This is a genomic window from Rathayibacter sp. AY1E8 (assembly GCF_002931415.1).
Classification (GTDB): domain Bacteria; phylum Actinomycetota; class Actinomycetes; order Actinomycetales; family Microbacteriaceae; genus Rathayibacter.
Window position 1 is genome coordinate 1 of sequence record NZ_PSVI01000074.1, and the last position, 13,485, is coordinate 13,485.

A 13,485-nucleotide genomic window follows, 5' to 3' on the forward strand; every position below is an offset into this window, starting at 1 on the left:
GGTTGTCGATGACATCCTCACCGCCGCCCTGAAGGCGAGCGCTAAGACGGCGGGCGTCGTGATCGACGACGCGGCCGTCACCCCGCAGTACGTGCAGGGGATCTCGGTACACCGGCGGGGCCGGCTCCTCGATCAGCGTGAAGGGCAGGCGGGCGGGCTCCGCGGGCCGGCTCCGCGGAAGCGTCAGGAGGCGGCGGGGGCCGGGCCGGTGCTCTCGCGGACGATGAGGCGGGTCGGCACGAGCGAGACGCCGGTGCGCTCGCCCGACTCGAGCTCGCGCAGGAGGATGTCGACCGAGCGGCGGCCCGTGTCCCCGAAGAACTGGCGCACCGTCGTGAGAGGCGGCCAGAAGCTCGCCGACTCCTGCATGTCGTCGAAGCCCGCGACGCTCACCTCGCCGGGCACGGCGCGTCCGGCCTCGTGCAGGGCGCGCAGCACGCCGAGCGCCATCTGGTCGTTGGCGGCGAAGATCGCGGTGACCTCCGGATCGGCGGCGAGCCGCTTGCCGAGGCGGTAGCCGGAGTCGGTGGACCAGTCGCCGACCAGCACCTCCGGCACCGGGGCGCCGCGCTCGATCAGGGTCGACTCCCACGCCTCGTGGCGGCGCTCGGCAGAGTAGGAGCGGTCGGGGCCGGCGATGTGGTGCACGGTGCGATGGCCGAGCCCGAGCAGGTGCTCGACGGCCTGGCGGGCGCCCGACATCTGGTCGGTGTCGACCACCGGGTACTTCTCGCCGCCGGCGGAGTCGACGACCACCACGGGCAGGTCCGGCGGGAGGACGATGTCGGCCTCGTCGAGCAGGTGCGCCTCGACGATGATGATGACGCCGTCGACCGCCTCCTCGCTCAGCCGGTGGAACGCGACCGACACCTCGCCCTGGGTGGGGTGGGAGACGGGGATGAGGGTGATCGAGTAACCCGCGTCGGCGGCCGCGATCGCGATGGCGTCGAGGGTGCGCATGTTGCCGAACGAGGACAGCGTGAACATGATCACGCCGATGCTGTGGAAGCGGCCCGTCCGCAGGGCCCGCGCCGCGCTGTTGGGCCGGTAACCGAGGGCCCGCATCGCCTCGAGGACCCGCTCGCGCGTCTCGCCGTCGACGTTCTGCTTGCCGTTCGACACCCGCGAGACCGTCTGGCCCGAGACGTTCGCGCGCCGGGCCACGTCGGCCATCGAGACGCCGCGTCGCGGCCGGGTGGACGGGGACGGGCGGTCGGTCTCGAGTGACATGGGCTTCCCTTTATAGCGCGCCGCCCGTCAGCCGTGGTGCATCGTGCGCCGAACCGTGACGCAGGAACAGTCGCGGGTGGCGACGTGGACATGCTACGGTGACGCTCTGCCATGTTGACGTGAACATGGCGGGCCCGCACTACTCCCCGAACGGAATCCCATGACGACGACGTCTCCCCCCGTCCCGCTGAGCGAGGTCGCCCCTCCGGCGTCCCCCCTCGCGGCCCCGAAGTCGCGGGCGAAGAGCGAGTGGAAGGGCCTGGCGTTCGTCGCCCCCTTCCTCGTCGTCTTCCTCCTGGTCTTCATCGCCCCGGTCGTCTACTCGATCTACCTCAGCCTCTTCCGCGAGCAGCTGGTGGGCGGCAACTCCTTCGTCGGCTTCGCGAACTACGCCGCGATCTTCACCGACCCGAACTTCTGGGAGGGCTTCGGCCGCGTCCTGCTGTTCCTCGTCGTGCAGGTCCCCGTGATGCTCGTGCTGGCCCTCGTCGCGGCGCTCGCGATCGACAGCGGCCGCCTCCACGGCACCGGCTTCTTCCGCATCGTGGTCTTCCTCCCCTACGCCGTCCCCGCGGTCGTCGCGGTGCTGATGTGGGGCTTCATCTACGGCGACAACTTCGGCCTGGCCGCGAACGTCAACGACCTGCTCGGCTCCGACGTCGTCCAGCCCTTCTCGCGCGACTGGATCCTCGCCTCGATCGGCAACATCGTCACGTGGGAGTTCGTGGGCTACAACATGCTCATCTTCTACTCCGCGCTGAAGACGATCCCCGGCGAGCTCTACGAGGCGGCCGAGATCGACGGCGCCGGCCCGATGCGCGTCATCCGCTCGATCAAGCTGCCCGCCCTGCGCGGCGCGATCGTCATCGCCACGATCTTCTCGATCATCGGCAGCTTCCAGCTGTTCAACGAGCCGAACATCCTCCGGACGCTGGCGCCGAACATCATCACCACCTACTTCACCCCGAACATGTACGCCTACAACCTGTCCTTCGCCGGTCAGCAGTACAACGCGTCGGCCACGGTCGCCATCGTCATGGGCGTGATCACCGCGGTGATCGCCTACGTCGTGCAGCTCCGCGGCGCGCGGAAGGAGAACTGATGGCCCTCGCGACCGCTCCCCGGACGCCCGCCCGCGCCCCGAAGCGCCCGGCCGCCCGCCGCGGCTCCTCGGTGCAGCCCAAGAAGTCGATCGCCTTCACCCTGCTGATGTCGGTCTTCATCCTCTACAGCCTCGTGCCGCTGGCCTGGCTGGTCATCAACGCGACGAAGACGCAGGCCGGCCTGCTCTCGAGCTTCGGCCTCTGGTTCGACGGCGACTTCGTCTTCTTCCAGAACATCGCCGACACCCTCAGCTACCGCGACGGGATCTTCCTCCGCTGGCTCGGCAACACCCTGCTCTACGTCGTCGTCGGCGCCGGAGGAGCGACGCTCCTGGCCACGCTCGCCGGCTACGGCCTCGCGAAGTTCCGCTTCACGGGCCGCAAGGCGGTCTTCGCCGTGGTGCTCGGAGCGATCGCGGTCCCCGGCACGGCCCTCGCCGTCCCGACGTTCCTCATGTTCAGCCAGCTCGGCCTGACCAACACCCCGTGGGCGATCATCATCCCCTCGCTGATCAGCCCGTTCGGCCTGTACCTGGTGTGGGTCTACGCGGTGGAGTCGGTGCCGACCGAGCTGCTCGAAGCGGCGCGGATGGACGGGGCGGGCGAGTTCCGCACCTTCTTCACCATCTCCATCCGCCTCCTCGCCCCCGGCATCGTGACCGTGCTGCTGTTCTCGGTCGTCGCGACCTGGAACAACTACTTCCTCCCGCTGATCATGCTGAGCGACCCCACCTGGTACCCGCTCACCGTCGGCCTCAACCAGTGGAACGCGCAGGCCACCGGCGTCAGCGCGCAGCCGATCTACAACCTCGTGATCACGGGCTCGCTCCTCACGATCATCCCCATCGTCGTCGCCTTCCTCGGACTCCAGCGCTTCTGGCAGTCCGGTCTGAGCGCCGGCAGCGTCAAGGGCTGAGCCCTCCCCCTACCCATCCCCCGGCCGGAGCGTCCTGCCCCGTCCACAGCACCCGCAGCACGAAGAAGTGAAGGGAAACACCACCATGAAGATCGCCCGTTCCGCCCTCAGGCGGACCCTGACGGTCGCGGCCGTCGCGGCCCTGGCCGCCGGCTCCCTCGCGGCCTGCTCGTCCACCTCCGGTGGCGGCACGACCACGAGCGCCGGCTCCGCCGCCGACCTCGACTCCGCCCTCGAGGCCGGTGGCAAGATCACGTACTGGAGCTGGACCCCCAGCGCCGAGGCGCAGGTCGCCGCGTTCGAGAAGGCCTACCCCAAGGTCGACGTCGAGCTCGTCAACGCCGGCACCAACAAGGACGAGTACACCAAGCTCGAGAACGCGATCAAGGCCGGCTCGGGCGCCCCCGACGTCGTCCAGATCGAGTACTACGCCATGCCGCAGTTCGCGCTGTCGGACTCGCTCCTCGACCTGTCGCAGTACGGCATGGGCGACCTCGAGGACAAGTACTCCGCCTCCACCTGGGGCAGCGTCAACATCGACGGCAAGCTCGTCGGACTCCCGCAGGACTCGGGCCCCATGGCGCTGTTCTACAACAAGACCGTCTTCGACCAGTACGGCATCGCCGTCCCCGCCACCTGGGACGAGTACGTGGCCGCGGCCGAGAAGCTGCACACCGCCGACCCGTCGAAGTACATCACCGCTGACACCGGCGACGCCGGCTTCGCGACCAGCATGATCTGGCAGGCGGGCGGCGAGCCGTTCACCACCGACGGCACGGACGTGAAGATCGACCTCGCCGACGAGGGCACCGCCAAGTGGACCGGCGTCTGGAACCAGCTCGTCGAGAAGAAGCTGCTCTCGGACACCCCCGCCTGGGGCGACGAGTGGTACAAGGGCCTCGCCGACGGCTCCATCGCCTCCCTGGTGACGGGCGCCTGGATGCCCGGCGTGCTGGAGTCCAGCGTCCCCGACGCCTCCGGCGACTGGGCCGTCGCGCCGATCCCGACCTACGACGGCACCGCCGTCAGCGCCGAGAACGGCGGTGGCGGCCAGTCCGTCACCAAGCAGAGCGAGAACCCGGCGCTGGCCGCCGCGTTCCTGCGCTGGCTGAACAGCGACCAGGCCTCGGTCGACGTCTTCCTGCAGAGCGGCGGATTCCCGTCGACCACGGCCGACCTCGACAGCTCGGACTTCACCGGTCAGGAGTCGGAGTACTTCGGCGGCCAGAAGATCAACGAGGTGCTGACCCAGGCCTCGAAGGACGTCCGCTCCGGCTGGTCGTACCTGCCCTACCAGGTGTACGCGAACAGCGTCTTCGGCGACACCGTCGGCCAGGCGTACGCCAACGGCACCAGCCTCGACCAGGGCCTCGCCGACTGGCAGAGCAAGCTCGTCCAGTACGGCAACGCGCAGGGCTTCACCGTCTCGGAGTAGCACCACTGCTCGACGCGGGGCCGGCCGGATCGCTCCGGTCGGCCCCGCGTCGTTCTCACGCTCGGACACACCGGGCACCGATCCTGAGGGGGATCCAGATGACCACCGCTCCCGAGAGCCGCTTCGCCATCGGCACCGCCGACTTCGAGCTCGACGGCCGCCCGCACCGCATCCTGTCGGGGGCGCTGCACTACTTCCGCATCCACCCGGACCTCTGGGCCGATCGGATCCGCAAGGCCCGCCTGATGGGCCTGAACACCATCGAGACCTACGTCGCCTGGAACGCGCACGAGCCGCGCCGCGGCGAGTGGCGCGAGGACGCCGGGCTCGACCTGGGCCGCTTCCTCGACCTGATCGCCGCCGAGGGCATGCACGCGATCGTGCGTCCCGGCCCCTACATCTGCGCGGAGTGGGACAACGGCGCCCTCCCGGCCTGGCTCTTCCGCGACCCCGAGGTGGGCGTGCGCCGCTCGGAGCCGAACTACCTCGCCGCGGTCAGCGACTACCTGCGCCGCGTGTACTCGATCGTGGCCCCGCGCCAGATCGACGCCGGCGGGCCCGTGGTCCTCGTGCAGATCGAGAACGAGTACGGCGCGTACGGCTCCGACAAGGAGTACCTCGCCGAGCTCGTGCGGGTGACCCGCGACTCCGGCATCACGGTGCCGCTGACCACCATCGACCAGCCCACTCCGCAGATGCTCGCCGACGGCAGCCTGCCGGGCCTGCACCTGACCGGCTCGTTCGGCTCGCGGACCACGGAGCGCCTCGCGACGCTGCGCGAGTTCCAGCCCACCGGCCCGCTGATGTGCATGGAGTTCTGGTGCGGCTGGTTCGACGACTGGGGCACCCAGCACCACACGACGGACGCCGACGCCTCCGCCCAGGAGCTCGACACGCTGCTCGCGGCCGGCGGCTCGGTCAACATCTACATGTTCCACGGCGGCACCAACTTCGGCCTGACCAGCGGCGCGAACGACAAGGGCCGCTACGCCGCGATCACGACGAGCTACGACTACGACGCCCCGCTCGACGAGGGCGGCGACCCGACCGCGAAGTTCTGGGCGTTCCGCGACGTCATCGCGCGCTACGCGCCGGTGCCGGAGGAGGTGCCCGCGGTGCGCCCGCCGGCCCCCGCCCTGACCGCTCCGCTCGTCCCCGGCCCGGCGCTCCTCGGCCTCGGCCAGGCGTTCGGACCGGCCGCGCACCTCGACGCGATGGCCAGCTTCGACGACCTCGGCCACGACGACGGCTTCGTGCTCTTCACGACGACGCTCGACGGCTCCTCCGCTCCGGCCCGCCTCGTGGTGGGCGAGGAGGTGCGCGACCGCGCCTGGGTGCTGCTGGACGGCGTGCCGGTGGGCGTGCTGGCGCGCGACCACCACGAGCGGGCGCTGACTCTGCCGAGCGGGCGCGGCGAGCTCGCGATCCTGGTCGAGAACCAGGGCCGGGTGAACTACGGCACGCGCATCGGCGAGCACAAGGGCCTGATCGGAGGCGTGACGCTCGACGACGCCGCGCTGACCGGCTGGGCGGCGCGTGCCCTCGCGCTGGAGTGCCTCCCCGACCTGGCCGTCGCGGCACCGGCGTTCTCGGCCGGACCGCAGCTCGCCTCCGGCTCGTTCGACCTCGACGAGCAGGCCGACCTGTACGTGGACACGCTGCACTGGGGCAAGGGACTGGTCTGGGTGAACGGCTTCCTCCTCGGGCGCTACTGGCGTCGCGGACCGCAGCGGACGCTGATCGTCCCCTCGCCGGTCACCCGCGCCGGCCGCAACCGCGTCGTGGTGCTGGAGCTGGAGGGCATCGCCGAGCCGGAGATCCGCCTGCTCGCGGGAGCCGAGCTCGGGCACACCGAGATCTGAGCTGCGGAGCGGAGGCGGCGGGAGCGGCCGTCGGAGGCGTGGGTTCGGGGTTCCGGGCTCCGTCGTGCGGGCAGGGCCGGGCCGACTCCGATCCGCACGCGCTGCCGGACCGCCTCCGGTCTGCGGGCGCCACCGGGTCGCCCCGTCCTGCGGGCGGCGCCGGGCCGCCTCCGGGACGCGAGGCTCTGCTAGCCTCAGGCGCCCCGGTGCAGCGCCGGCGGGCGAAGGGGGAGACATGATGTCCAGGACACTGCTGCGCACGACTCTGATCGGAGGCGCGCTGCTGCTCGCCCTCTCGGGCTGCTCAGGGACCGCGACGAGCGGATCGACCCTCCGCCCGTTCACTCCGACGCTCCCCTCGTCGTCGGCCGCCCCGTCCGCCACCGCGACGGCCGCCGCCCCGACCGCCGACACCGCTCAGAAGACCGGCGAGCAGGTGGCCGCCGTGCTGACCGGGGTGCAGTTCGTGCCCGGCGAGTACGCGAGCATCCAGGAGATGCTCGACTCGATCTACCCCGGCCTCACCGCGACCGACGCGAGCTGCCTCTCGCCGTTCGGCCTGGGCTGGGACACCGCGCAGCCCGCCGCCGGACTCTCGTACGGCACCAGCGCCGACCGCTCCATGACCGCCGTCGTGTCGAGCACCGGCACCGCCGACGCGGCCGCCTCGCTCCTCGCGAGCGCCACCGACGCGACCACGCGCTGCGCCTCCGGCTCGACGCTCTTCGCGATGCAGGGCGTGCCGGTCGAGACGACCGTCGAGCGCACCGAGCAGACGCTGACCGGCGCCGACGAGACGCTCGGCTGGAAGGTGTCCGGAGCCGTGGGCGGCAAGCCGTTCTCGCTCGTGGGCATCACCGCGCGCGTCGGCGGCGACGCGGTCGCGCTCGTGGGCTGGGACCCGACGACGAACACCTCGTACGTCCCGCGCGCGACGCAGCTCGTCGTCGACGGACTGTAGGGCGCTGGACGCTGGACGCTGGACGCTCTGAGCTCTGGCTCTGAGCTCTGAGTCCTGCGCTCGGCCGTCCTCCCCTCCGCGAGAGTCCAGGAGTCGTCGCACTCGACGCCGAGTGCGACAACTCTTGAACAGTGGGCGCGGGTCGAGCGCCGCGACTCCGAGCTCCGAGCTCTCAGCGCTGCATTTCGACGCCCTCTCCTTCGCGACTGTCCAGGAGTTGTCGCACTCGACGCTGAGTGCGGCAACTCTTGAACAGTGGGCGGACGATCGGGCCGAGCGCCTGAGCTCAGAGCGCTGGTCGCTGCGCGTTGGGCTTCGGGCTTCGGGCTTCGGGCTTCGGGCTTCGACGCTCGCTCCTCCGCGAGAGTCCAGGAGTTGTCGCACTCGACGCTGAGTGCGACAACTCTTGAACAGTGGGCGCGGGTCGAGCGCCGGGGCGGAGCGGGCACCGGGCGCCGGGCACCTCCCGAGCATCGGGCAGCCCGCACACGGCGCGGGAGCGCGCCTCAGGCCAGCCAGGAGAGGGTGCCGCCGTGGGCGGCCGCGCTCGCGAGCGGGACGCCGTCGGCGGCGAGCAGGAACGGCGTCGGCTCGGGAGCCGTGCGGTCCCCGCGCGCGGCGACGAGGTGCGGGAGCAGCGCCTCCGCCTCGAGCGTCACCAGGCTCGCGCCGCGATCGGCGACCGTCGCCAGGACGCTCTCGCGCGCGGCCCACGGAAGGTAGACCAGGGTCCCGAGCGAGACGACGACCGTCCGCAGACCCGGCGGCACCGCGTCGAGCAGGGCGGGCAGCTCGGCGGCCGCATCGCCCGCGACGATCGTCGGCGGGTCGTCCTGCAGAGTCTCCACGGCCGAGCGGAGCCGCGCGGTCCGCTCCGGGCGGTCGGGCGGGAGCAGCGCTTCCAGCCAGGCGACGTCCTCGGGCGAGCGGACGTCGAGCGGCGCCAGGTCGAGCCCCCGGCGCCACGCGACGACCGGCAGCCGTGCCGGCGCCGCGCCTCCGCTCACCGCGCACCGCAGCAGAGGCGCGCCCGACCCGAGCCGCGTCTCGCCGTCGCTCGCCGTGAAGGCGTAGGAGTACCGCTCCGGCGCCAGGCAGAGCCCCGCGGAGGCGCCGATCTCGACGAGCGCCACCGGCTCGCCGGGCTCCGTGATCCGCTCCAGCGCTGCGACCAGGGGCGCACACCGCAGCGCCTCGTTGGTCTGCGTCCTCCGCTCGGCGGCGACCGGCGCCACCCGCGCCCACTCGCTCCGGAGCCACGCGGCGAATCCGGCGCCGTCGACGTCGGGCACGCCGAGCAGCCGCGCGACCGAGAAGAGCAGGGACGGCTGCCGGTGCTGCGCGGGCAGCTCGTCAATCAGGGCGAGGAGGCGCGCGTCGTCAGCGACGGCGAGCGCCCACTCGACCTGCCGCTCGGAGGTCTGCGCGAGCTCGACGGCGGCGCGGCGGAAGCGGTCGGCGGAGGAGGGCATGCCTCCATCCTGAGGGAGCGGCGGAACGGTGCCTGCAGGCGGGCGGAGGACCTGCGCGGCGGGCGACGGCTCTGCCCAGCGGATGTCGGTGGTCGCCGATAGAACGGACTCATGTCCGACACCGCTCCGAGCCCCGCGTCCGCGCAGGTCCGCGAGCGGCGCCTGCTCGACATCCGGCGGATCTACGCCGAGCCGGCCGCGCTCGAGCTGCCCCGCGGGCAGGAGGTCGTGGCGCGATGGCCGGGCGCCGAGATCGTTCCCGTCGAGTCGCACTGGCTGATCCCGGAGGTGCACGGCGACGAGGCGAACGTCGCGCGCTGGGTGCGCATCAAGACGGAGGCGCTCGTGCTCGGGGTGAAGAAGTCGCTCGTCACGCGCCCGAACGGCCGCTCGGCCGACTTCATCGCCCCCTCCACCGCCAACGGCTGCGCCATGGCGTGCGTCTACTGCTACGTGCCACGGAGGAAGGGCTACAGCAACCCGATCACGCTCTTCACGAACATCGAGCAGATCCAGCGCCACCTGGCCCGGCACATCGCCAAGCAGGGCCCCAAGGCCGAGGCGAACCAGTGCGACCCGGAGGCCTGGGTCTACGACATCGGCGAGAACAGCGACTGCTCCGTCGACGCGCTGCTGAGCGAGAACGTCCGCGACCTCTGCGAGCTGTTCCGGATGTCGCCCACCGCCAAGGCGTCCTTCGCGACCAAGTACGTCAACCGCGAGCTCCTCGAGTGGGACCCGCTCGGGCGCACGCGCATCCGGTTCTCGCTGATGCCCGCCGAGACGGCGAAGGTCACCGACATCCGCACCTCGCCGATGGCCGAGCGGATCGCGGCGATCAACGACTTCGTCGACGCCGGCTACGAGGTGCACGTCAACTTCTCGCCCGTGATCCTCACCGAGACCTGGCAGCAGGACTGGACCGAGCTCTTCGACCAGCTCGACGCCGCCCTCCACTCGCGGGCGAAGGCGCAGCTCGCGGCCGAGGTGATCCTCCTCACCCACAACGGGGGCCTGCACGAGGTGAACCTCGGCTGGCACCCGAAGGCGGAGTCGCTGCTCTGGCAGCCGGGACGCCAGGAGCAGAAGGTCTCCGAGAACGGCGCCGTCAACATCCGCTACCGACGCGACCTCAAGCGCGCGGCCCTCGACCGCTTCCGCGCCCTCCTCGCCGAGCGCCTCCCCTACTGCCGCGTCCGCTACGCCTTCTGAGCGTCGGCACCCCCGCCGGAGCGGTGGCGCGACGACTCGCGCAGGAGCGCACCCTCCTCCTCCCGCCGACTTGCCGAGACACCGCCAACCCGGCGAGACACCACCGCGGAAGGCGGCGCCTCTCGCACGAGAGCAGCGTCTCGCCGCAGGAGCTCGCGCAGCGCCTACGCAGGGGGCCTCACTCCCGTCCGAGCACCCACCGACACCTGCCCCGCCCTGCCGAGACACTGCCGGCCCGCCCGGCACCTCACTGCCGAGTCGGTGTCTCGCGCACGAGCACGGTGTCTCGACGCAGCCGCCCCGCCCTTCGGAGGCACCCGCAACTGAGCCCCGGAGTCGCCCGGCTGGGAGTCCGCCCGGCGGCCGGAGCCACTGCTTCGCATTCCGGATAGCGACACGTGCCCTCCGAACGAGGGGCGTACTTTCGGAGAACAGCCGGAGGGACGGCCCGACCGCCCGACTCCACGGGCCTGCAGAGCAGGCGTCAGCGGGGATCGACGGCTCGGCGCGACGGCATCCGGGCTCGACATCCCGGAGCACGGCACCCCCGGATCGACACTCCGGACACTCGACTCGGCGGCACAGCACACCCCGGGTCCTGCTCCCCACGAACACCCCCCACCATCTCGCACTCCCCCTCCCGGCGGCACTCGCCGGGGCACCCCACCGTCGCGGTCGGCACCCGCGACACAGCACAGAACGGCGGCACGCACCATGGGCGCTCTCCTCTACGGCACTCCCCCCACCTCGCACGAGATCGACGACCGCGCGCTCGCGCACCTCCAGATCGTCATGATCAACAAGTTCCGCCGCGACGAGGCGTTCGCCTTCCAGCTCGACGCCTCGAGCGCGCACGGCACCGGACGCCAGACGCTCTGGCTGCACCCGACCATCCCCCTCCAGTTCTCGTTCCACGGAAGCCGCATGCCGGCGATCAACGCCACCTGGGTGCGCGCACTGATGGAGGAGGCCAACAGCGGCCGGGGCCTGCGGATCGTCACCGAGCCGGCGCAGCAGCCCGAGTCCTCCGGGCTCACGCACGCTGCCTGAGCGCGCCGTGTCCAGGCGCGACGACGACGAGCCGATGGAGGTCACCGACTTCGTCGAGCTCGCCGGTGCAGTGCGCGACGACGCAGGCTTCGAGTGCTCCTCCACTGTCGACGGCGTGACGGGCGCGCTCTGCGTGCTGCCCGACTCCCTGGTGCTGCGGAGCGCCGGCACCGGCGACTCGACCCGCGTCGGCACCCGCGACATCCGCTCCTGGCGGGCCACTCCGGCCGGCGCCACCTTCTCGCTCGCCGTGGAAGCCGGAGCGCGGCACACCGTGGTGCTGCTCACGCAGTTCCAGGCGGCGACCGTCCAGGCCATGACCCGCGCCGCCGGACCCGCGACTGGTTTATCCGCTTAACGAATTCCCCGTTCGGGGCACGCGGTGAGGAGCGCTCCTCGTGCGACCCTGATCGGGATGAACGAGAAGGACGAGGTCATGCGCTCCGACATCGGCGGGCGTGACATCGAGCAGGCGCGGGCCCTCTTCGAGCAGTCGTACAACGGGCACCGCTTCGTCGTCGAGCCCGGCGAGGACTTCTCGTACCGCTACACCTCCGTCGGCGACGGCGATGTGACGCTCCGCGGCAGCCAGTTCGCCGGCTCCGTGCAGGGCTCGATCCAGACCGAGGGCGAGTACGTCGTCTCGTGGCTGACCGCCGGCGCGGGCGTCACCGATCTCGACGGCGACGCGGTGACCCTCGGATTCGGGCAGCCGGCGATCTTCGTCAACGACCGTCCCAGCCGGTTCGAGTTCCACGACTACCGCCAAAACCTCATCCACTTCGACGGCGCGTACCTCGAGGGCATCGCGGAGGAGGTCGAGGGCACCCGCGGCCCCCTCCTCTTCGACACCACCGCACGACCCGAGGGCGCGGCGCTGCGGCGCTGGTCGGCGACCGTCGCGACGGTCGCCCGGGTGATCTACGACGCCGACAGCTCGCCGCTGCTGCGCCGCGAGGCCGACCGCGCGGTCGCCGTCGCCCTGCTCGAGACCTTCCCGCACTCGACGCTGGACACTCCCGGCGACCTCGGAGTACCCCGCTCGGGGCGCCTCCGCCAGGCGATCGAGTACATGTACGAGCACGCCCACGAGCCGCTCCGGACCGAGCAGATCGCCGACGCGGCGGGCATCGGCCTGCGGACGCTGCAGACCGAGTTCCGGCGCGAGTTCGGCTTCACCGCGGTCGACTACCTGCGGCGGATCCGGCTGGACGGCGTGCAGAAGGAGCTGCGGGCGGGCGAGTCCGGAGTCGTCAGCGTCAGCGAGGTCGCACGGCGCTGGGGCTTCGCGCACCTCGGCCGGTTCTCGGCCTCGTACGCCCACCGCTTCGGCGAGCGCCCCAGCACCACGCTCGACACCTGAGGCGTCAGAGGTAGTCGGTCCCGCCGTCGTCCTCGCTGTCGTCGCCCTCGCCGCGCGGCTGCACGGTCGGCCGCGCGGGCTGGAGCCGTCGGGTCTTCTCGCGCATCGACTCCACCGCCTCCGGATCGTCGAGGTCGACGCCGCGGTCGAGCGCCGGGCTGGTGAAGAGCTGGCTGGCCGGTCCGACCAGGAGACGGGTCTCGCCTCGCAGCCCCTCGTCCGAGAGCGACGGCACCACGACCAGGTCCGACTTCCCCACGTTCGCCAGCGCCTGCGCGTACTCGACGACCGCCGAGCACACCTCGTCGCCCAGCAGCACGAATCCGCTCGCGTAGTACAGCTTCTGCATCTCGCCCTCCCCTGGATCCCGGACCGCCCCTCCGGTCGGCCCGTCCCCCGACGCTAGGACGGCGCCGACCGGGCGCCCCACCCCTTGACGGGGGTGGCGCGGAGGGGTCAGAGTCCGCGCGGAACGGGCAGTCGCAGCGCGGTCGCGAGCGCCTCGACGACGCGGGTCGCGCGCACGTCGCCGACCCCCTCCATCCGGTTGGTGAGGAACGCGAAGCCGACTCCCGCGTCCGGGTCGGCGAAGGCGACCTGTCCGCCCGCGCCGTCGTGCCCGAAGCCGCTCGGCGTGAGGCGGCCTACCAGGCGGTCGCGGAGGCGGGGCTCTCGATCCCCGGCGACGTCGCCGTGGTGTCGTTCGACGACGACGAGCTGGCCGCCTACCTCCGCCCCGGGCTGACGACCGTGGCGCTGCCGCACGAGGAGATGGGCCGCCGGGCGGTCGTCGAGTACGCGCAGGCGCTGGCGAACGTGGGGAAGTCGGACCTGGTCGTGGTGCCGTCGCTCTCGGACGAGGGGCTGCGAGGCGAGACCCG

The 13,485-nt window shown here is 71.8% G+C and carries 12 protein-coding genes and 3 pseudogenes; 11 read left to right on the forward strand and 4 right to left on the reverse strand.

The features are described 5' to 3' along the window. Positions 1-115 (forward strand): annotated as a pseudogene (locus C5C74_RS15580) (DUF808 family protein); the annotation flags it as partial. Positions 116-183: 68 nt separating this feature from the next. On the opposite strand, the gene C5C74_RS15585 reads toward C5C74_RS15580, so the two are convergent. Continuing rightward, entirely contained in the window at positions 184-1,230 is a 1,047-nt protein-coding gene (locus C5C74_RS15585; protein WP_146076621.1) for a LacI family DNA-binding transcriptional regulator, read from the reverse strand. Between the two features lie 160 nt (positions 1,231-1,390). On the opposite strand from C5C74_RS15585, the gene C5C74_RS15590 reads away from it, so the two are divergent. The 5 genes from C5C74_RS15590 to C5C74_RS15610 all read left to right on the forward strand — a co-directional run bounded on the left by C5C74_RS15590 (position 1,391) and on the right by C5C74_RS15610 (position 7,507). Then, positions 1,391-2,332, forward strand: coding sequence for a carbohydrate ABC transporter permease (locus tag C5C74_RS15590; protein ID WP_104223405.1), 942 nt, complete (start codon positions 1,391-1,393; stop codon positions 2,330-2,332). 107 nt (positions 2,333-2,439) lie between these two features. Next, entirely contained in the window at positions 2,440-3,249 is an 810-nt protein-coding gene (locus C5C74_RS15595; RefSeq protein WP_258062773.1) for a carbohydrate ABC transporter permease, read from the forward strand. Between the two features lie 85 nt (positions 3,250-3,334). Next, complete coding sequence (locus C5C74_RS15600; RefSeq protein WP_104223423.1) at positions 3,335-4,684, forward strand: sugar ABC transporter substrate-binding protein; 1,350 nt, start codon at positions 3,335-3,337, stop codon at positions 4,682-4,684. 98 nt (positions 4,685-4,782) lie between these two features. Further along, positions 4,783-6,546 (forward strand): beta-galactosidase family protein, encoded by a 1,764-nt coding sequence (locus tag C5C74_RS15605; protein ID WP_104325609.1) that lies wholly within the window; start codon positions 4,783-4,785, stop codon positions 6,544-6,546. 235 nt (positions 6,547-6,781) lie between these two features. Continuing rightward, positions 6,782-7,507: a hypothetical protein gene (locus C5C74_RS15610; protein WP_104351858.1), complete on the forward strand. Its 726-nt coding sequence runs from the start codon at positions 6,782-6,784 to the stop codon at positions 7,505-7,507. Between the two features lie 506 nt (positions 7,508-8,013). On the opposite strand, the gene C5C74_RS15615 is transcribed toward C5C74_RS15610, so the two are convergent. Further along, the gene (locus C5C74_RS15615; protein WP_104319963.1) at positions 8,014-8,979 is read right to left on the reverse strand and encodes a DUF2332 domain-containing protein; all 966 of its coding nucleotides are present in this window, start codon (positions 8,977-8,979) and stop codon (positions 8,014-8,016) included. A 111-nt stretch (positions 8,980-9,090) separates the two neighbouring features. On the opposite strand from C5C74_RS15615, the gene C5C74_RS15620 reads away from it, so the two are divergent. The 4 genes from C5C74_RS15620 to C5C74_RS15635 all read left to right on the forward strand — a co-directional run bounded on the left by C5C74_RS15620 (position 9,091) and on the right by C5C74_RS15635 (position 12,604). Further along, on the forward strand, positions 9,091-10,191 hold the full coding sequence (locus C5C74_RS15620) for a spore photoproduct lyase family protein (RefSeq protein ID WP_104351859.1): 1,101 nt from the start codon (positions 9,091-9,093) through the stop codon (positions 10,189-10,191). A gap of 714 nt (positions 10,192-10,905) precedes the next feature. Further along, positions 10,906-11,241 (forward strand): ATP-dependent DNA ligase, encoded by a 336-nt coding sequence (locus tag C5C74_RS15625; protein ID WP_104223411.1) that lies wholly within the window; start codon positions 10,906-10,908, stop codon positions 11,239-11,241. A gap of 7 nt (positions 11,242-11,248) precedes the next feature. Beyond that, entirely contained in the window at positions 11,249-11,599 is a 351-nt protein-coding gene (locus C5C74_RS15630) for a hypothetical protein (protein ID WP_104248052.1), read from the forward strand. 57 nt (positions 11,600-11,656) lie between these two features. Next, complete coding sequence (locus tag C5C74_RS15635) at positions 11,657-12,604, forward strand: AraC family transcriptional regulator (RefSeq protein WP_104223413.1); 948 nt, start codon at positions 11,657-11,659, stop codon at positions 12,602-12,604. Positions 12,605-12,608: 4 nt separating this feature from the next. On the opposite strand, the gene C5C74_RS15640 is transcribed toward C5C74_RS15635, so the two are convergent. Both C5C74_RS15640 and C5C74_RS18070 read right to left on the reverse strand, forming a co-directional pair. Continuing rightward, positions 12,609-12,953: a hypothetical protein gene (locus C5C74_RS15640; RefSeq protein WP_104223414.1), complete on the reverse strand. Its 345-nt coding sequence runs from the start codon at positions 12,951-12,953 to the stop codon at positions 12,609-12,611. Between the two features lie 107 nt (positions 12,954-13,060). Further along, positions 13,061-13,345, reverse strand: a pseudogene (locus C5C74_RS18070) (serine hydrolase); the annotation flags it as partial. Here C5C74_RS18070 and C5C74_RS18075 point away from each other — a divergent pair. Then, positions 13,247-13,485: pseudogene (locus tag C5C74_RS18075) on the forward strand (substrate-binding domain-containing protein); the annotation flags it as partial. The pseudogenes C5C74_RS18070 and C5C74_RS18075 sit on opposite strands and share 99 nt — an antisense overlap.

Bases quoted from the DNA above. Each gene is read 5' to 3' on its own strand.
- C5C74_RS15585 (WP_146076621.1), bottom strand. From the start codon at position 1,230: ATGTCACTCGAGACCGACCGCCCGTCCCCGTCCACCCGGCCGCGACGC.
- C5C74_RS15590 (WP_104223405.1), top strand. From the start codon at position 1,391: ATGACGACGACGTCTCCCCCCGTCCCGCTGAGCGAGGTCGCCCCTCCG.
- C5C74_RS15595 (WP_258062773.1), top strand. From the start codon at position 2,440: ATGTCGGTCTTCATCCTCTACAGCCTCGTGCCGCTGGCCTGGCTGGTC.
- C5C74_RS15600 (WP_104223423.1), top strand. From the start codon at position 3,335: ATGAAGATCGCCCGTTCCGCCCTCAGGCGGACCCTGACGGTCGCGGCC.
- C5C74_RS15605 (WP_104325609.1), top strand. From the start codon at position 4,783: ATGACCACCGCTCCCGAGAGCCGCTTCGCCATCGGCACCGCCGACTTC.
- C5C74_RS15610 (WP_104351858.1), top strand. From the start codon at position 6,782: ATGATGTCCAGGACACTGCTGCGCACGACTCTGATCGGAGGCGCGCTG.
- C5C74_RS15615 (WP_104319963.1), bottom strand. From the start codon at position 8,979: ATGCCCTCCTCCGCCGACCGCTTCCGCCGCGCCGCCGTCGAGCTCGCG.
- C5C74_RS15620 (WP_104351859.1), top strand. From the start codon at position 9,091: ATGTCCGACACCGCTCCGAGCCCCGCGTCCGCGCAGGTCCGCGAGCGG.
- C5C74_RS15625 (WP_104223411.1), top strand. From the start codon at position 10,906: ATGGGCGCTCTCCTCTACGGCACTCCCCCCACCTCGCACGAGATCGAC.
- C5C74_RS15635 (WP_104223413.1), top strand. From the start codon at position 11,657: ATGAACGAGAAGGACGAGGTCATGCGCTCCGACATCGGCGGGCGTGAC.
- C5C74_RS15640 (WP_104223414.1), bottom strand. From the start codon at position 12,953: ATGCAGAAGCTGTACTACGCGAGCGGATTCGTGCTGCTGGGCGACGAG.